This window comes from Bradyrhizobium sp. IC3123, assembly GCF_020193625.1.
GTDB lineage: Bacteria > Pseudomonadota > Alphaproteobacteria > Rhizobiales > Xanthobacteraceae > Bradyrhizobium > Bradyrhizobium yuanmingense.
This window is the reverse complement of sequence record NZ_JADYVF010000003.1, coordinates 858,788-876,325: the sequence shown is the minus strand read 5'-3', so window position 1 is coordinate 876,325 and position 17,538 is coordinate 858,788. Positions and strand designations below refer to the sequence as shown.

Annotated in this window: 15 protein-coding genes and 3 pseudogenes; 11 read left to right on the top strand and 7 right to left on the bottom strand. The window is 62.2% G+C overall.

Annotated features, from left to right (window positions below; genetic code table 11):
- Nucleotides 1-892 precede the first annotated feature (892 nt).
- A pseudogene (istA, locus tag I6F20_RS14180) lies at nt 893-2,424 on the top strand (IS21 family transposase).
- On the opposite strand, the gene I6F20_RS38160 reads toward istA, so the two are convergent.
- Complete coding sequence (locus I6F20_RS38160) at nt 2,421-2,543, bottom strand: hypothetical protein (RefSeq protein WP_346275997.1); 123 nt, start codon at nt 2,541-2,543, stop codon at nt 2,421-2,423. The pseudogene istA and the gene I6F20_RS38160 overlap by 4 nt on opposite strands.
- On the opposite strand from I6F20_RS38160, the pseudogene I6F20_RS14175 reads away from it, so the two are divergent.
- A pseudogene (locus I6F20_RS14175) lies at nt 2,487-2,703 on the top strand (ATP-binding protein); the annotation flags it as partial. The gene I6F20_RS38160 and the pseudogene I6F20_RS14175 sit on opposite strands and share 57 nt — an antisense overlap.
- On the opposite strand, the pseudogene I6F20_RS14170 reads toward I6F20_RS14175, so the two are convergent.
- A pseudogene (locus I6F20_RS14170) lies at nt 2,645-3,368 on the bottom strand (IS110 family RNA-guided transposase); the annotation flags it as partial. The pseudogenes I6F20_RS14175 and I6F20_RS14170 overlap by 59 nt on opposite strands.
- 545 nt (nt 3,369-3,913) lie before the next feature.
- Between I6F20_RS14170 and I6F20_RS14165 the strand changes: the two are divergent.
- From I6F20_RS14165 to I6F20_RS14135, 7 genes are all read left to right on the top strand, one after another.
- Nucleotides 3,914-4,408 carry an IS4/Tn5 family transposase DNA-binding protein gene (locus tag I6F20_RS14165; RefSeq protein WP_225126631.1) on the top strand — a complete coding sequence of 165 codons (495 nt, stop codon included), beginning with the start codon at nt 3,914-3,916 and terminating at the stop codon, nt 4,406-4,408.
- A 354-nt stretch (nt 4,409-4,762) separates the two neighbouring features.
- Nucleotides 4,763-5,866 carry a radical SAM protein gene (locus I6F20_RS14160; protein WP_202948374.1) on the top strand — a complete coding sequence of 368 codons (1,104 nt, stop codon included), beginning with the start codon at nt 4,763-4,765 and terminating at the stop codon, nt 5,864-5,866.
- A 4-nt stretch (nt 5,867-5,870) separates the two neighbouring features.
- The gene (locus I6F20_RS38365; RefSeq protein WP_369418084.1) at nt 5,871-6,203 is read left to right on the top strand and encodes an SPASM domain-containing protein; all 333 of its coding nucleotides are present in this window, start codon (nt 5,871-5,873) and stop codon (nt 6,201-6,203) included.
- A 351-nt stretch (nt 6,204-6,554) separates the two neighbouring features.
- Nucleotides 6,555-8,036, top strand: coding sequence for a radical SAM protein (locus tag I6F20_RS14150; RefSeq protein WP_225126669.1), 1,482 nt, complete (start codon nt 6,555-6,557; stop codon nt 8,034-8,036).
- Nucleotides 8,037-8,071: 35 nt separating this feature from the next.
- Nucleotides 8,072-8,782 carry an alpha/beta fold hydrolase gene (locus I6F20_RS14145; RefSeq protein ID WP_225126629.1) on the top strand — a complete coding sequence of 237 codons (711 nt, stop codon included), beginning with the start codon at nt 8,072-8,074 and terminating at the stop codon, nt 8,780-8,782.
- Nucleotides 8,783-8,794: 12 nt separating this feature from the next.
- Nucleotides 8,795-9,352, top strand: a complete 558-nt coding sequence (locus tag I6F20_RS14140) for a class I SAM-dependent methyltransferase (RefSeq protein WP_081493689.1) — start codon at nt 8,795-8,797, stop codon at nt 9,350-9,352.
- A gap of 693 nt (nt 9,353-10,045) precedes the next feature.
- Nucleotides 10,046-10,492, top strand: a complete 447-nt coding sequence (locus tag I6F20_RS14135; RefSeq protein ID WP_225126628.1) for an SAM-dependent methyltransferase — start codon at nt 10,046-10,048, stop codon at nt 10,490-10,492.
- Nucleotides 10,493-11,608: 1,116 nt separating this feature from the next.
- On the opposite strand, the gene I6F20_RS14130 is transcribed toward I6F20_RS14135, so the two are convergent.
- Genes I6F20_RS14130 through I6F20_RS14110 form a run of 5 tightly spaced genes read right to left on the bottom strand, consistent with a single transcriptional unit; the run spans nt 11,609 to nt 15,574 of the window.
- Nucleotides 11,609-12,376, bottom strand: a complete 768-nt coding sequence (locus I6F20_RS14130) for an ABC transporter permease (protein WP_225126627.1) — start codon at nt 12,374-12,376, stop codon at nt 11,609-11,611.
- Complete coding sequence (locus I6F20_RS14125; RefSeq protein ID WP_109142297.1) at nt 12,373-13,137, bottom strand: ABC transporter permease; 765 nt, start codon at nt 13,135-13,137, stop codon at nt 12,373-12,375. Before I6F20_RS14125 ends, I6F20_RS14130 begins: the two co-directional genes overlap by 4 nt.
- Nucleotides 13,134-13,940 carry an ABC transporter ATP-binding protein gene (locus I6F20_RS14120; RefSeq protein ID WP_225126626.1) on the bottom strand — a complete coding sequence of 269 codons (807 nt, stop codon included), beginning with the start codon at nt 13,938-13,940 and terminating at the stop codon, nt 13,134-13,136. Before I6F20_RS14120 ends, I6F20_RS14125 begins: the two co-directional genes overlap by 4 nt.
- Complete coding sequence (locus I6F20_RS14115; protein ID WP_225126625.1) at nt 13,937-14,641, bottom strand: GntR family transcriptional regulator; 705 nt, start codon at nt 14,639-14,641, stop codon at nt 13,937-13,939. The genes I6F20_RS14120 and I6F20_RS14115 overlap by 4 nt, the downstream gene beginning before the upstream one ends.
- 12 nt (nt 14,642-14,653) lie before the next feature.
- A complete protein-coding gene (locus I6F20_RS14110; RefSeq protein WP_311735344.1) occupies nt 14,654-15,574 on the bottom strand; it encodes an ABC transporter substrate-binding protein in 921 nt (306 codons plus the stop codon).
- A gap of 113 nt (nt 15,575-15,687) precedes the next feature.
- Here I6F20_RS14110 and I6F20_RS14105 point away from each other — a divergent pair, with 113 nt between their 5' ends.
- Both I6F20_RS14105 and I6F20_RS14100 read left to right on the top strand, forming a co-directional pair.
- Nucleotides 15,688-16,677 (top strand): fumarylacetoacetate hydrolase family protein, encoded by a 990-nt coding sequence (locus tag I6F20_RS14105; RefSeq protein WP_225126623.1) that lies wholly within the window; start codon nt 15,688-15,690, stop codon nt 16,675-16,677.
- A gap of 72 nt (nt 16,678-16,749) precedes the next feature.
- The gene (locus tag I6F20_RS14100; RefSeq protein ID WP_225126621.1) at nt 16,750-17,526 is read left to right on the top strand and encodes a cyclase family protein; all 777 of its coding nucleotides are present in this window, start codon (nt 16,750-16,752) and stop codon (nt 17,524-17,526) included.
- Nucleotides 17,527-17,538 lie beyond the last annotated feature (12 nt).

The window sequence follows — 17,538 nt, the reverse complement described above, 5'->3', positions numbered from 1 at the left end:
CGCGTCCATTTTTGAGCGGATAACTTCAACCCGGGATCGCCAATCGGCCAGCTGTTCTTTAGTTCGCTGTGGGCCGTACGTGTCTTCTGCCGGTGTATGGCTTGGCCTACGGACGTAGTCCGTGAATGCTTGGATTGCCACTTCGGTCCTTGGCAAGGCGTTACTCCTATGAGCGGAGCCAGCTCGAACAGTTACAGGCCGAGCATTTTATACAGGCACGCGGGATGCGGCAACCCCCTCGTGCTGGTAGGTGCTCTCCAACTGTTCTCAGAATACAAATTGGTAGCATCTTGAGAATTTCAGCCTCTCGGGAGCAAAGGTGGTCAGCCTCAGTCTTCGAGGACGGGCTGGCCACCATCGCTTGCGACGCCACCTTGCAGGTCCAAACGGAATGCACACGTTGGAGCGACACGCCACCTCCCTACGCTCGCAGGCGCTTGCGGTGCTTGCAGCCAATCAGGCCCGGGCGGCCGATCAATCTTTGAGCCTGGCAGATCGACAAGTCGCGACGTTTAATGCTGAGGAGGCCCAGGCGCTGCTCAGCATCCTCGATTGCGTGAAGCTCGAACCCGGGCCTGAGGAGGCACGGAAGATCGCAGCGCGCATACGCGCGCTTCTAGAGGACCCACGGAGGAGCCAACCGATTCGAGTGGCGTGCTTGTAGGGTTGCGGATTCCGATCGATGTCGCCCAGGATTCCGAGATGATCTCGCCCACCATTCCGATTTGAAGTCGCCCACCCGTTCCGAGATGATGTCACCCACCATTCCGGGATGATGTCGCCCGGGTCTCGCAAGGGCGAACCCGGGGTGACGAGACCTCTTCTGGCTCCCATAGGGTCAACCTTTCGGTTTTGCGAAGGGGGACCCTGGATGCCGACGGAGAGGCTTGCGATGCGCCGTGTGCGCGATGTGATCAGGATGAAGGCGGCTGGGCTGCCGAGCCGCGAGATTGCTCGGCGGATGGGCGCGGCGCCCTCGACAGTGCGGCTGACCATCCGGCGATTCGAGGCCGCAGGCCTGAGCTGGCCGTTGCCCGACGAACTCACGGACGCGGCCCTGGAGGCCCGCCTGTTCGCCAAGACCGGCAACGGTAACCGGCAGGGTCATCGCCGCATCGCCGAGCCCGACTGGGCGGCGGTGCACCGCAGCTCAAGCGCAAGCATGTGACGCTGTCGATCCTGTGGGAGGAGTACATCGGCGCCGAGCCCGGCGGATACCGGTACTCGCGCTTATGCGAGCTTTACCGCGCCTGGGAGGGACGCCTGTCGGTGACGATGCGCCAGGCGCACGCGGCCGGCGACAAGCTGTTCGTCGACTACGCGGGCGACGGCGTGCCGGTGGTAGTCGACCGCCTCACCGGCGAGCGGAGGACGGGGCAGATCTTCGTCGCCGTGCTCGGCGCCTCGAGCTTCACCTCCGCGCAGGCGACGTGGACGCAGGGACTCGCCGACTGGATCAGCGCCCATGTTGGCGCCTTCGCGGCGATCGGCGGCGTCCCGGCGCTCTTGGTGCCTGACAACACCAAAGTCGCAGTCATCAAGGCGAGCCTCCACGACCCGCAGATCAATCGCACCTATGCGGAGATGGCCGCGCATTACGGCACGGCCGTCTTGCCGGCGCGACCTCGCAAGCCGCGCGACAAGGCCAAGGTCGAGCAGGCCGTCCTCATTATCGAGCGCTGGCTGCTCGGCCGCCTGCGCCACCGCGTCTTCTACAGCCTCGCCGAGGTCAATGCAGCGATCGGCGAGTTGCTCACCAGGCTCAACGAGGAGCGGCCGATCCGGCGGCTCGGCGTGACGCGCCGCCGGCTGCTCGAGGAGATCGACCGGCCGGCGCTCAAGCCGTTGCCGGCGAGCCCCTACCTGCTCGCCGAGTGGCGGATCCGCCGCGTCAGCCTCGACTACCACGTCGAGGTGGAGAAGCATTATTACAGCGTTCCGCATCGCTTCGCGCGTGCCGAGGTCGAGGTGCGGTTCACCGCCCGCACCGTCGAGATCTTCCACAAGGGCGAGCGGATTGCCGCGCATCAGCGCATGAGTGGCAATCACAAGCACACCACCGTGCCGGAGCACATGGCCTCCAGCCATCGGCGCTACGCCGGCTGGACTATCGGGCGTATCCGTCAGGACGCCGCCGCGATCGGGCCGGCAACCAGCGCATTGTGCGACCTCATTCTCGACGAGCGCTCGCACCCCGAACAAGGCTTCCGCGCCTGCCTCGCCATCCTCAGGCTCGCCGCCTCCTATGGGCGCGAACGGCTGGACGCGGCGGCTGCGCGGGCGATCGACATCGGCGCGCGCACCTATGGCTCGGTCAAGTCGATCCTCGCCAACAATCTCGATCGGCGTCCCGCTCACCAGCGCTCCGCGGACGATGCGTCGATCCTGCATGCCAACATCCGCGGACCGCGCTACTACAATTAGGAGACCGTCCCTTGCTCACCCATCCGACCCTCGACCGCCTCAACGCCCTCGGCCTCCACGGCATGGCCAAGGCCTTCGCCGACATTGAAGCCGCCGGTGAGGCTGGCAGCCTCGGTCACGCCGAATGGCTTGCTCTGCTGCTCGAACGTGAAGCCTCGCTGCGGCACGACAAAATGGCTCGCCACTCGCCTGCGCTACGCCAAGCTGCGCCAGCAGGCATGCGTCGAGGACATCGACTATCGCACCCCGCGCGGTCTCGACCGCCCGCTGTTCGCCAAGCAAGCAAAGCCGTCGCCGTCATTGGTCCTACGCCTGGGATTGTCATCAAACGGCGGGCATCTTCTTCTTTTCGGGCGCGATGGGTGATCTCGCTGTCGAGTTTCTTGATCTGCATTTCCAGCGTCAACATCGTCTTGATCAATATCTCGAGTACGAACCGTGCCGCTTCGGGCACGTCGGTTTTTGGATCCATTGCGCGCTCGACAAGCTCTGCGACATAGGCCGTGCCCTTTGCCATAATCACCCCGTATTCGGCGAGATGACCACGCAAAGCATTGATCGCCTGGGTCCGCTGCCGGATCAGCAGGTCGCGGGTCCGAAACACCACCGCGCTCGCTTGCTGCTCTTCACTCGTCGGTCTCTGCGCCGCTTCACAGATCGCCGCTGCATCGGCCATGTCGTTCTTCTGCCGCTTCACGAAGGGCTTCATAAGCCGGTGGGATCAGCCGCACTTCATGGCCGAGCTTGCCGATCTCACGAGCCCAGTAATGCGCGCCCGAGCAGGCTTCGATCGCCACGAGGCAAGCCGGCTGCTCGGCAAAGAATGCCAGCAGCTTATTCCGGCGCAGCTGTTTGCGAAAAACGACCTTGCCGGCGGCATCCGCTCCATGGGCCTGAAAGACATACTTCGCTAAATCTAGTCCAATCGTGCTAACTTCGTTCATGGACGCTTCCTCTCTGGTGATGGTTGTTCAACACCCTTCACTTTGGCACATCGATGCCGTCGAGGGGGCGTCCACCCCATCACAGCAACCGCAGAAGAAGAAAAAAGGTTGAAGTCGCGATTCCAGATTGACCGCGCGGCTTGACCGATGCCAGAGAACCAGCCGGCCAGCACGCCTCGCCGCTGGGCGAGATCAAATCGGAAAGGTGGGCGACATCGTCTCGGAATCCACGGGCGACTTCATATCGGTACGCCTGGGCGACTTCGTCGGAATCCGCATGTAGGGTTTACTTGGAACACGACGAGTCCGTTTTTTGGCGCGTTTAGAGGAATCGAGTCACTCTTTCGGTGTCCGCACATTTTACCAAGTTAGTGGTGAGCCCGGCTGGACTTGAACCAGCAACGAGACCATTATGAGCGTACGCGTCCGGTGACGCTTTCAATTACCCACATTTGGCCGAACGGGCTGAGGGAGCGCACAAACCATTGCATCGCAGGAATCGACCGGATTCCTTGTCTGGCACCGATTCGCAGGGGGCGGTGCCAATGGACGAAGAAGCCGACGCATGGTTTGATCGCGAGCTCGCTGGCTGCAGCCTTGCCGACGAGCGCCTGAACAAGCGGCTCCGCAAACTGGTAGCGCAGATCGGGAGCGCGATGGGTGAAAGCATTCCGCTGGTGTGCCAGGACTGGGCCAATACCAAGGCTGCGTATCGTGTTTTCTCCAACGACCGGGTCAGTGAGGCGGACATTCTGGCCGGCCACTTTCAATCGACGCGGGAGCGCACGATTGGCACCGACGGTCCTGTTCTAGTGCTCCATGATACGACCGAATTCAGCTATCAGAGAGAGCTCGGACGCGATCGGGATCACCAAAAGCACAAACAGCGGCCGGGACAAGGCGGGCGGCCTGAGATCGCACACGGTTTGCGGCATCCTGATGCACTCGAGCCTGGCGGTGACGACCGAAGGGCTGCCGCTTGGACTGACGGCGGTCAAATTCTGGACCCGGAAGAAATTCAAGGGGACCGCCGCGCTTAAGAAAACAATCAATCCGACGCGCGTTCCCATCGAGAAGAAGGAGAGCATTCGGTGGCTGGACAATGTCCAGCAATCCACGGGGCTGCTGGGCGATCCAGGACGATGCGTTCACGTCGGTGATCGCGAGAGCGACATCTATGAGCTGTTCTGCGCGGCTCGAGAAGTAGGAACGCATTTGTGACTAGGACTTGCGTTGACCGTTTGGCTGGGGATGGAGATGCGATCCGCTGGACATGCGAGTCCCTTAATAGCGCCCGCGGTGCGAGTGGCTGCGATCCAAATGCCGTCCAACCAACACGAACTCTGGTGCAAATTGCTCCGGTGATTGGCTGGAGATCAGCCTGAGATTCCCCGGTGAGTGTCGCCGCCTACGTTCTGGTTGACGGAGGACTGACACATGGCTTCCAGAAGCATCGGCCTGACAGCGGATTTGCGCGGATACGCACCTGCAATCTCGCGGACCATCCAGCCATTGCGGGTGGCGCGATGAACACCCCCTATCAGCAAAATGAGGGCGGCATTGTTGCGCTCTTGCCGGATGGACGGGTCGAATTCCTTCATCCAGCGGCGCTCCCTCTACTCGAAGCCGCCCGCGCGGGCGACGCCAAGTTGCCGGACATTGACGACAACATCCTCTCGTCTCCTCTGGTCCGGCTCGAGCAATTCCATTTGACCGCGCCGGCCATTGCCTTCATCGAGCTCACCAACCTTTGCAATCTGCGCTGCAAGCATTGCTATACGTGGTCGGGTCCGAAGCGACCCAACGAAATGACGACCGAAAAGATCATCGGTCTGCTGGATCAGTTTGCGGAATCCGGCGTATTGCAGGTGTTTCTCACCGGTGGCGAGATTTTCGCCCACCCGGACGCAATCGAAATCATAAACTATGCCCGAACTAAGCCGTTCAGCACGCAAATCTTCACCAATGGTCTTCTGATCACGGAAGAAGCCCTGGCGCGCATAACCCCTGGGACCTCCTTCTTCATCAGCTTCGACACCGCGGACCCTGAGCGAACAGTTCGCGGTAAGATGGATTTTCCGAAGCTCCGAAGCGCCTTCGAATGGATGAAAACGCACGGTCACGCCTTTCGAACTGCGATCTCCGTCCATCGCAACAATGTAGCTGACGCGGAGGAGATCTTTGAATGGTGCGCGATCAACGACTATCCGCGGCCGCAATGGCTTGAAACACGCCCGGTCGGCCGGGCTCTTCTGCACCCAGGCATTCTTCTCCAGCCGGATCAGATCGACGAGGTGTTCGAGGTGTATCGTCGGTGCATGGACCGCTACTCGGCCGCGCCGGAGGCGGAGGAAGTCGGGGGCGTAGCATCGGCGGTGGCCGTCCGCAGTGTCGATACGATCAAATTCTGCCAGAGGCTCGAGCGCGCGACCGGGCAGGAGAAGTGCGGACGTTCGCTCGTCTACGTCAACAGCGTGCGATGTGTTTCCCTGCAGTAACTGCATGAGCGGCGGGCTCTACAGGGCCGGCAGCGTCGTCGATCAGCCGTTCGCCGAGATATGGGCCAATGGTTTTGACGAATTCAGGCGCATCACGTTCGACGATCACAATGGATGTCAGGAATGTCCTGTCCACAATGCCGGAATCTGGTGTCAGTTTCGGTGTCCGCCACTCGCGCAAAATGTCTCCCGGAATCAAAAGGGATGCGGCGCGACCGAATACCTTCGCCTGTTCATGCTGCGTGCGGGCGCCTTCTGGGAAGAGAGACGAAAGGCGGGTGTCCGGCTCACGATGGCGCCGTCCCGACCACATCGAGCGGAGCATACCGTCGCCTGAGATCGGCACCGGTCGCCCGCCCCGCGCCGATATGGTTTGGCGGGCTGCAATGAAAGGAGACATCGAACCATGAGCACGAAAGCCATTGGCCGACAGCTGTTGCCAGTTGACGGCATCGAGATCAGCGCGAGTCCCGGCAACGGCCTCGATCTGGCGCAAGACGGAGTATCGCTGGCAACCGTCGGCGCCGCCTCTGCCGTCGCTCAAAAGCGGCAATCGGCACGTCGCCCGCCTTACCCCAAGCAACGACGGGATCACCCTTGCGCTTGTCGGGGCCGCCTCCGCAACCAAGGCCTAAGAAGCCGATCCCGGCCGCCACCGGTGGCCGGGATTACAATCCGGAGAAAGATCATGCATGCACCGACTGCTACTCCGCTGGTGAGGTCGGCTCCGCCGCGATCGCGCATCACAAATCCAGGTGCTCTGCTGGCGCTACACCCCGAATTGCGCATAGATCAAGACATCTACAACATCAATGTCACGGCCAACTTCGGTGCGACGCTGACTGCATCAGAGACTTGGCAGCAGATCGCGACACATGATGGCGCGCAGAAGCCAGTCCATCTTTATTTCCATTTGCCCCTGTGCAGCTACGTTTGCCGGTTCTGTAACTACGTCAAGCGGCAGGCCCCGACCGGCGCGAAGCTCGATGATGCCCTCGATCATTGGACCGGCTTGCTGATTGAGGAATCGCAACGATATCTGCGGGGAGCGCCGTGGTTGTCAGCGGCTCGCGTTGAGTCGCTGTTTCTGGGGGGCGGCACCGCATCGCTGCTCAGACCCAGGCACCTGGCGCGGATCATGCGGCATGTGCAAGACAACTATTCCGTCATACCGGGATGCGAGGCGACGTTGGAAGGCAATCCGGACAACTTCCTCGCCGACGAAGTCAGTGATGCAATCGAGATCGGCTTCAACCGGTTCAGCGTCGGCCTCCAGTCGCTCGACAGCAAGGTCAACGCCTTCGCTGGTCGGGGGCACGACCGACAAATGTCGCTGAAGTCCATCGAAAAACTGTCCATGGGCGGTCGGCCCTTCAACGCCGATCTGATGTTCGGCCTCCCTTATCATACAGCCGATTCCGTACGGGATGACGTGAGCCTTCTGGTATCTATGGGCGTGCCCACCATTACGATCTACTGCCTGCGAAATGCGGATAGGCACAAAATGGGGATCGGAAATCAAGCCGCCTGGAACAACGACAAGATCCGCCAACGTCTGCACGACCAGAATCTGTTCCCGACGCTTGAAACCACCTACGCGATGCGCGAAGCGATGGTGGATGTCCTGCTCGATGCAAACTATGAACCCAGCCCCTGCGGCTGGTGGAGTGCGCCAGGATCTTATCCTGACGGCAACATCCCACAGGTGTCGCGCAACAAGTGGCAGAATTACGACACGATGATCGGATTCGGTCCCGGCTCCTATGGCTGGCTCGCGGGTATTCGGCCGGATCCTATCCAGACCCGCAACATCGCCGACATCTCCGCCCATGCGCGCCATGTGGAATCTCAGAGCACCGCACCGCTCGCGTCCGGCAGGCGCCTGACCGGCGCGGAAGCCGTCGCGACGGCGCTTGGGTTCGCCTTCAAGTCAAACCAGCCGATCTCCGTGCAGCGGTTTGCCCGGATCTATGGCGTGAATCTGTTGTCCGATGAGCCCTATGCCGGCGTGATCGAAGACCTCATGGCAAAGGGACTGCTCGAGCCGGTCAATGGGTCGTCGGAGTACCTGAAGCCGACGCTTGATGGTGAAACCCTCCACGAGGAGATCATTACGACGCATATCCACGGCCGTATCGGCGGTGTCGTCGCCGCCGTCTGCCGGCGCTAAGAGGCTGCCTACTCATGTTGCAAACGCAGAGAACGATGAACCCGGAAGCAATTCGCATTCATGAGTTCGTACCGATATCGGGATCCGAGATCGGCCGCGTCTTGATTGTACCATCCGGAAATGTCGGGCCGATGGATCAGGGCGGCTTCGAATCCGAATTGTACGAGCGGCTGGCCGGCAGGCTCGTTTCCTCCGGAATGATTACGGTTCGATTTGATGTCGAGTCCGATCGACCGCGCGGAGGTGTGTCGATAACGGCGCGCCGGGCGAACCGGACGCGGCGGTTGTCCGAGATCTTGGAACACGAGGCGATTGCGGCACGATCATCTCCGCTCATTCTACTCGGCGTGTCGCTCGGCGCACTTTCGATTGTTGACGTTCTAAGACGCCCGACCTCGCTCAATATCTGCGCGGCTGTTCTGCTTGGATGTGTGATCGAAGAACCCAGCGTTGTTATGCCGCCGGTCGAGCGAATCGACTTCCTCTACGGCGCGCGGGATCTGGTCGGATATTGTAACAGTGACGGTGAACTGAGCGAAGTCGTCGGTCCGGACACGTATGGACCTCGGTCGGCGCAGCAATTGATCGTTCGGCCGAGAACCGTCGTTACCACCCGCATCATCGAAGGGGTCGGACACATGCTCGCGCGGCCTGGTGCCCACGCGCCTGACGATGACACGTTGGATGTCATCGTCGACCTAACGAAGCAATCCGCTTTTCCGCCGTCTGCCCCGGCCGCGCAATAGGAGAGATCGACGATGACGTCTTTGGCAACCCAGCGCTTCGACAAACTGTCGACAAACTTTGCGACAAGCGAGGTCCATTCGAGCAGTCATTCCATCAGGCGATTGCATGAATTGCTCGACCTGCCGGCCGGCGCGTCGGTTGTCGACATAGCCTGCGGCGCTGGCCATCTTGCTCTGTCGTTTGCAGGTCGCGCGAAACGCATCGTGGGAGTCGATGGTGCCCCGACCATGCTGGGGGCCTTCCAGAGACTTGCGAACGAGAAGGCAATCCAGGTCGAAACTGTGCTGGCCATGAGCGATTCTGTCTCGCTGCGATCCGGCGAATTCGACGTCGCGGTTTCCCGGCTTGCACCGCATCATTTTCCGAACCTGCAAGCGTCGGTGCGGGAGATGGCGAGGCTGGTTCGGCCGGGGGGCATGTCGCAGTTATCGACCTGCATGGCTACGACGATTCCGACCTTGACGAATTCAACCATCGGCTGGAAGTTTTGCACGATCCAACGCACGTCCGAAGCCACACGCCGCTGGCCTGGCGAGATACCCTGGCGGGCGCCGATCTGGAGATCCTGACCTTCGAGACGCATCTTCGAGAGAGTCCGAAAGGTGTCAGCATACAGCGCTGGTGCGAAATTGCAGCCTCTGGCCCTGAGGCGGAACAGGCTATCCGTGCGCAGCTTGCGTCGGCCCCCGCGGCGACGTTGAACGCCTTGGGGATTGATTTCGCGGTAGATCAAGCCGAATTCCTGATTCCGGTGAGGACGTTGCTTGCGGTTGCGCGCAAGCCGGCCGTTAATCACTGAGCGGGGACGGGGGCCTTTGTTGCGAAGCGCGTGTGTCACGGTTGGTGGGTGAGGTTCAGGTGCCTGTCCTTCATATCTATTCACCTCTCGATTCGCCGCCATCGGCGCTGCTCGAGAACCTCTGCTCGGGGATCCTCGGCATTCTTCACCTACCGCCGGGGCATTGCTGGGCGATTTGGCACGAGGTGGCGCCCCACAATTTCCATCGCGACGGCTGGCATTACGGCGCCATGGACAACGGGCCGATCGTCACGATCTACTGCAAGCGAACATACAAAAGGAGGAGATCTCGCGGATGTTGCTCTTCACGCGGGATACGCTTGCGAGTGGCTTGTCGTGCGATGCGGCTGCCGTCTACGCGACCGTGCAGCGCGTTCAACCGGGAGAGACCCTGGTGCGAGGCGGGATTTGGCAGGAAGTTGAGGGGGCAACGTGACCGAAGCAGGATATATGCATCCGACCCGTGGCGACCGTCAGGTCGTCGCGTAAGACACCTGAAGATGACCATTGGGGGGCGGTGGAATCATACATCGACTTCGATCAACGCCAATTCGGTGCAAACGCGCTACTGGGGCTCTCGGAGTTTTGTCACGTTGAAGTAGTTTTCCTGATGCACAAGGTGCCACCGGATTCGGTAGAGAAGGGCGCGCGGCACCCGAGGGAGCGAGCGGATTGGCCCTTGGTGGGAATCTTTGCCCAGCGCGGCAAGTCGCGGCCGAACCGGCTGGGTGTCTCACGTTGCGCGTTGCTCGGGGTTTCGGGCCACACACTCCATGTGCGCGGGCTGGACGCAATCGATAGCAGCCCGGTCATCGATGTGAAACCCTACATGGAAGAATTTGGCCCGCGAGGAGCGATAGCGCAACCAGCTTGGTCCAACGAGGTCATGAAGGATTACTACAAGGAATGAAGGAAGGAGTGGCGAGTAGTTAGCCCAAGGTGATCAGGGGCAGCGTGAGAACGCCCGCCTTACGGAGGTCCTGAAACGGAAGCTCTATAAAATGGAGCTTCGGGCAATCCTCACCATGATGGTGCTGCCTCGGGATGAATTATCCGACCTGGCTCGTTTTCTGAGTAGGCGGTGCTTCTTCGATCATTCTGATTGCCTGTACGGCGAGACGATCAAGAGTAGGGTGTATCGACCAGGTACGAAGGACGGGAATGTCGCCGGCGTTGCCGAAGCGCCCGAGGATTTCAAGAGACTTCGCGACAACGTCTTCGGCGCGGAAGAATTCGAAGTAGCCAGATTGCGTGGTTGGGCTTGCAAGCGCGGCCCGATAGGATCGCCGCGATTTCGTTCGGAAAGAACTCGACGAATAATGCTACGGCAGGCTCGGTTCCGGGAAGATGCTTCGCACGTTCAGAAAACATGTGGTCCCTGTGGTAAAACTCTCCAACGAACGCCGCCGCAATCACCATGCCGAACGGCTGCTCAAAGCCTAGTTCCATAGGCGACGTCAAACCGCGCAGCGACGCGCTGACGCCTACAAGCTGTCCTTCGGCGGTGGCGACAGCCCCCGGCAGGCGCACAGCCCTCGCTGGACGGCGGCGTCGACGGCGGCTATCAATGCCTCGAAGCTGGCCACCGGTTTGCCTCGGATCGTAATGAGGCGCGTCGCCAGTGTAAATCTTCCCGGCCAGTTAGAATCTGAAAGCCTCAGCCCGGGCCAGGTCGGCACGCCATGCCGCGTAAAACCTGGTCGCAGTTGACCCCGTAAAGTCCGAGTAGCGCGTGTTCGGATATCAAGCAGTGCAATCACTAAGATCGTGCGACGAATGCCCACTTTCAGTCGGATAAGCCCAGTGGTGCGACCAGTAAGTCATTGATTGTTCTCACCCCGGGGCTGTCTCTTAATCAGCGGCCCGGTCCGAATCAGTTATGCAGCAAGCTTAGGAATCTCCTGTTCAATCAATCGCAACAATCGGGTGTTGCGCCTCCCCGCAACCAAATTCGGATTGACCGGATCCGAGACGGAAACGGCCCGCGTGAAGCGGGCCGTTTTTGTTTGGCGATGGGATCGCCGCGCTACCTCGCCGCGGTCTGCCAGGCGAGTAGCCGCTGCTCGACCAGTGACATCGCAATCGACGTCAAATATCCGGTCGCGCCGAGCAGGATGACGCCGGCGAAGAGGTCGGCGGACCGGAACGCGCGTGCCGAAAGCAGCACCCAGTGACCAAGGCCGTCGAGGCCGGCCAGGATCTCGCAGACCACCGAGAGGATCAGCGCGACGGTCAGGCTGAGCCGCATGCCCGCGAGGATATCCGGCAATGCCGAGGGCAGGGCGATCTTGGCGATGATTGCGGTGCGCGACATCTGCAGCGAGCGGGCGACCTCATAGAGCCGCGGCTCGACTGCGGCAAAGCCGTGAATGGTGGCGAGCATGATCGGCCAGATCGCGCCGAAGGCGATCACGAACAGCGCCATGCCTTGCGTCAGCCCGAGCATCGCGATCGCGACCGGGATGATCGCCGAGACCGGCAGGGGCCTTAAGAATTCCAGCGACGGCGCGACATAGGCGCGCATCATCTTGGACGAGCCGATCAGCGCGCCCAGTGCAATGCCGGCGATCGATGCGGCGAACCAGCCATAGGCCATGTGCTCCAGCGTGCCGATCAGCTTGCCCGCGAGATCGCCGCTGGAAAAGCCGCGCACCAAAGCGGCCCAGGCGCGGTCCGGACCGGGCAGGAACACCGGCGACACTAGCTTCAGATTGGCGACGAGTTGCCACGCCGCGATGAAGCCGGCTGCGACGAGGGCGCTTGCGACACGCCAGAGGATCGCGGTGCGCTTCATGGATTGTCTCCGGCGAGCGCGGCGCGGCCGAACAGACGGCGCTGGGCGGCGATCAACAGCATGTTCAGCGCGTAGCCGATCGCGCCGATCCAGACGAGATAGGCCAGCATCAGGTCGGCGCGCAGGGCCTGCTGTGCCAGCATGATGCCGGCACCCAAGCCGATCGGGTTGATGGCGATCTCGACGGTGACCGCGACGATCAGGGCGATCCCGGCCGACAGGCGGAAGGCGACGAAGATCCGCGGCAGTGCGGCCGGGATCACGATCTTCGCGATCCGTTGCGGCGCGCTCAGCCGCAAGGCCCGCGACACTTCCATCAATCGCGGCTCGATGCTGCGCACCGCGCTGCGGGTCATGATCAGCATCGGCCAGACGCAGGCGAACGCCACGATCACGATCTCCATGCGGTAGCCGAAGCCGAGCGCGATCAACGCAATCGGCAGCAGCGCGATCGAGGGAATCGGGCGGATCGCCTCGACCGTCACCTCCATCAGCCGGTCAAGCGGACGCGAAATGCCGAAGGCGATGCCGAGCGCAAGCCCGATGGCGCTGCCGATGGAAAGACCCGCGAAGGCAGCGAACAGCGTGTCGCGGGTCGCGATCGGGATCGAGAGATCGGCGAGCGCCGTGGCCAGCGCCGCGAGGATTGCGCTCGGCGGCGCCAGGCTGTCGCTTTGCAGATGGGTGAGGCGCGCCCAGAGCTCAAACGCCAGCACCAGCGCCAGCGGCAGCAGCAAGGGCTTGGTGCGATCGAGGCTCAATGCTCGGTCGCCTTGATGAAGTCGAACAATTGCCGGCGCAGCCGCAGGAATTCCGGATGCTCGCGGGTGGCGAGCTGGTCGCGCGGACGCGGCAGGTCGACGTCGAGCTCGATCCCGATCCGGCCCGGATGCGGCAAGAGGCCGATGACGCGGTCGCCGAGATAGATCGCCTCGTCGAGATCGTGGGTCACGAAGATCACGGTGGTCTCGCTCGCCTGCGTCAGCGACAGGACCTCGTCCTGCAAGCCCTGCCGCGTCATCGCATCCAGCGCGCCGAACGGCTCGTCCATCAGCAGGGTGGTCGGCTCCTGCGCAAGGCAGCGCGCGATCTGCAGGCGCTGCTGCATGCCCCCGGACATCTCGGTCGGATATTTGTCGGCATGACCGGGCAGTCCGACCTTCCGCAGCAGCGCCTCGATGCGTGCGCCGCGTTCGCGCGCCGGCACGCGCGAGGCTTCCAGCGCCAGCGAGATGTTTCCGGCCGCGGTCCGCCACGGCAACAGCGCCTTGCCGTAATCCTGGAACACGATCGCGACCTCACGCCGCGGCTCGGTGATCTCTTCGCCGTCAAACGTCACCGCGCCGCTCGTGGGGCGATAGAGACCTGCGGCGAGCCGCAGCGCCGTGGTCTTGCCGCAGCCGGAGGCGCCGACGATGCAGAGGAATTCGCCCGGCCGCACCTGAAGATCGAGATTCTCGATGATGGTCTTGCCGCCGAGCCGCAGCGTCGCGGCATTGAACGCGATCAGCGGTTTCTGCCGCCGCGCGGCGCGCGCCTCAATGAGCCTTGCAACGACGCTCATGATTGTTCCCCGCTCACCTGCGGATAGACGAAATCGATGGTCGAGTGCAGATGCGCCGCCAGCATTTTTTGCGCGGCGGCCACGTCGCGGGCGAGCACGAGGTCGGCGAGCATCTGGTGACTGCGGATGAATCTCTCGCCGCTGTCGATGGCGCCCATCATCACGCGGCGGTAGCGGTAGGCCTGGTCGTAGAGGTCGGAGTGGGCGGCCAGCATGCGCCGCGAGCCGCAGGCGGCGAGCAGCGCGGTGTGGAAGCCCTTGTGCAGCCGGTCGAACTCCGCCGCGCCCTCGCGGAATTCGTCGCCGGTGCGCTCGATGTGTCGGCGCATCTGATGCAGCGCGCTGATGATGCCGGCCTCCCAGGCAGCATCGCCGTGGAGGATGGCGAGCTTGACCGCCTCGATCTCGACCGCCGTCCGCATGCAGGTGATGTCGGCGAGATCCTCGCGGCTGACCTCGGCGACGCGGAAGCCGCGCTGGCCGATGCCGACGATGAGGCCGCGCGACATCAACCGCGAAAGGCCTTCGCGCAGGGGCGTGGCGCCGATATCGTAACGTTGCACGAGGTCGAGGATGCCCAGCCGCGATCCCGGTGCGAGATCTCCCGCCAGGATGTCCTGCTCGATGAGGTTTGCGGCACGCTCGCTCAAGGTGCCGGCTTCCGTCGGCAGGCGTTCGAGAGTGCGCTCGGGAGCTGGCATCGTCGATATCCCTTAGTTCAGCACCAGTTTCGCGGTGTCGAGCTTCGATTGAAGCATCTTCTGCGACGACATCACCTCGATCCACCAGCTGAGGTTTTGCGGCTTGAGGTTCGGCTCGGACTGGTTCGGCGGCGTCGCCTTGACGAGATCGAGCGGCTGCTTGGTGAACTTGGCGATCGAGGCCGAGGCCTTCTCGCGGTCGCTGTTGACGATCGCGGCGGCCTCCGCGACGGCCTCGCGAAACTTCTTCACGGTGGCCACATTCTTCTCCGCCCAGTCGCGCGATGCGGCATAGAAGATGATCGGATCGGTGCGGCCGAGCTCGGCGCCGTACCGCGCGCCAACCGAGCCGAGCCCCGCATTGCTCATGCGCGTGACGAACGGTTCGGCCGTGAGCACCGCATCGACGCCGCCTGATTTGATGATGTCGGCCATGGTCGGGAAGGTGACCTCGACGAAATTGACGCTTTTGGGATCGACGCCTTTCTCGACCAGCCATTTCACGAAGAGTACGTGCAGGAAGGCGTTCAGGCCGGGCGCGCCGACCTTCTTGCCGATGAAATCCTTGGGATCCTTGATGGTGATGCCGTTGCGGACGAAGGCCGCGATCGCGGTGTTGGAGGTCGGGTTCATGACCGAGGCGCCGGCGATCGCGACGAGGTCGAGGCCGCCGTCCACGGCTTGCAAGAAGACGGTGGAGGTGGGGCCGCCGACCTGAATCGAATTCGACAGGATCGCCGCCGGGATGTTGGAGTTGATCGCGATCGGCGTCATCTCGACCTCCAGCCCGTGCTTTTTGAAGATGCCTTCGTCGACCGCGACCATGGCCGAGGCGCAGTCGGAGGTCGCGGTGCAGCCGATCTGGATCTTGGCCTGCGCCAGCGCGGGTGCCGTCAAGCCAGCAGACATCCCCAACACGAGACCTGCCAACATCGCTGTGATCTGCGTTCGCCCCACTGCGCTCCTCCTCATTTTATATTTTTCGTTCTTGTTTATCGATATTTTATCTGATCATATATTCGAAACGATGACAAGGGGTGCCCAAGGTGAAGCTCGCAACATTCAGATCGGCCGGTCAGGAGAAGATCGGAGCCGTCCACAGCAACGACAGCCAGGTGTTCGACCTCGTTGCCGCGGCCGCACGGGACGGCGGGGCCGATCCGGCCTTCGGCTCGATGCTGGCGCTGATCGACGCCGGGCCCCGTGCGCTGGATCGGGCCCGGGCTCTGCTGGACAAGCACGGCCAGGACGCGACGCTGTCGGCGGCGGTCAGCGCCGTCGACATCCTCGCGCCGGTGCCGGAGCCCAGGCAAATGCGCGACGGCATGTCGTTTCCCCTGCACATCCTGCAGGCGCCGCGCGGGCAGCTGAAGCTCGCCGCGCGTGCCAAGGGCGACATGGCAGAGTTGGCGCGCATCGACGCCGAGCCGCTCGGCGAATTGCCCGAGGTCTATCGCAAGCAGCCGATCTTCTACATCACCAACCGCTTCAGCGTCCGCGGCACCAACACCACAGTGAAATGGCCGCGCTACAGCAAGGTGATGGACTACGAGCTCGAATTCGGGATCATCACCAAGAACAAGGGCGCGAACATTTCCGCCGCGAAAGCCAAGGATCACATCTTCGGCTACACCATCTTCAATGATTTCTCCGCGCGCGACGCCCAGCGCATCGAGATGGAGGGACGGCTCGGCCCTGCCAAGGGCAAGAGTTTTGACGGCGGCAACGTGATGGGGCCCTGGATCGTGACACCGGACGAGATCGGTGATCCCTACAAGCTGAAGATGGAAGCGCGCGTCAACGGCGAGACCCGCTCGAAAGGCGTGAGTGAGGGCATGCTGTTTTCGTTCGAGGAGATCATCGCGCACGTCTCCCAGGACGAGACGCTGATGCCCGGTGAATTCATCGGCTCCGGCACGGTCGGCAATGGCTGCGGCCTCGAGCTCGGCTGGTTTCTCGAGCATGGCGATACGATCGAGCTCGAGGTCGAGAAGATCGGCATTTTGAAGAATCGCGTCGAGCGGCAAGAAACCTGAAGGGGGCGTCTGAAGGCGCGCTTGAAGCGACGCCTGACTGCCGCCAACGAGAACAATCAACGAGGAAGCGCCATGACGAGCAAGCTGATCGACATCTCCGTCCCCCTCCAGAACGACGTGCCGGCCGACCCGCCTGGCAATCATCCGACGATCCAGTACATCAATCATCAGCAGGGCCTGCCGCGCATGCTGCAGTTCTTCGATGGACTGAAGGCCGAGGATCTGCCTGATGGCCAGGGCTGGGCGGTGGAGCAGGTCAGCCTCTCCACCCACAACGGCACGCATCTCGATGCGCCCTGGCATTTTCACCCGACCATGAATCGCGGCGAGCGGTCCTGGACCATCGACGAGGTGCCGTTGGAATGGTGCTTCCAGCCCGGCGTGAAGCTCGACTTCCGGCACTTGCCGGACGGCTATGTCGCGACGGCCAAGGACGTCGAGGCCGAGCTCAAGCGCATCGGCCACGAGCTGAAGCCGCTCGAGATCGTCGTGGTCAACACCAGCGCCGGCGCCAAATATGGCCGGCAGGACTACGTTACCTCGGGCTGCGGCATGGGCTATGAAGCTACCATGTACCTGCTCGAGCGCGGCGTGCGCCTGACCGGCATCGACGGCTGGAGCTGGGACGCGCCGTTCGTTCACACCGCGAAGAAATACGCCGAGACGAAAGACGCCAGCCTGATCTGGGAAGGCCACAAGGCCGGACGCCATATCGGCTATTGTCATCTCGAGAAGCTGCACAATCTCGAACAGCTGCCGCCAACCGGCTTCAAGGTGTCATGCTTCCCCGTGAAGATCGAGCGAGCCTCGGCGGGATGGACGCGAGCGGTCGCGATTTTGGAGGGGTAGCTTATTGTCCCG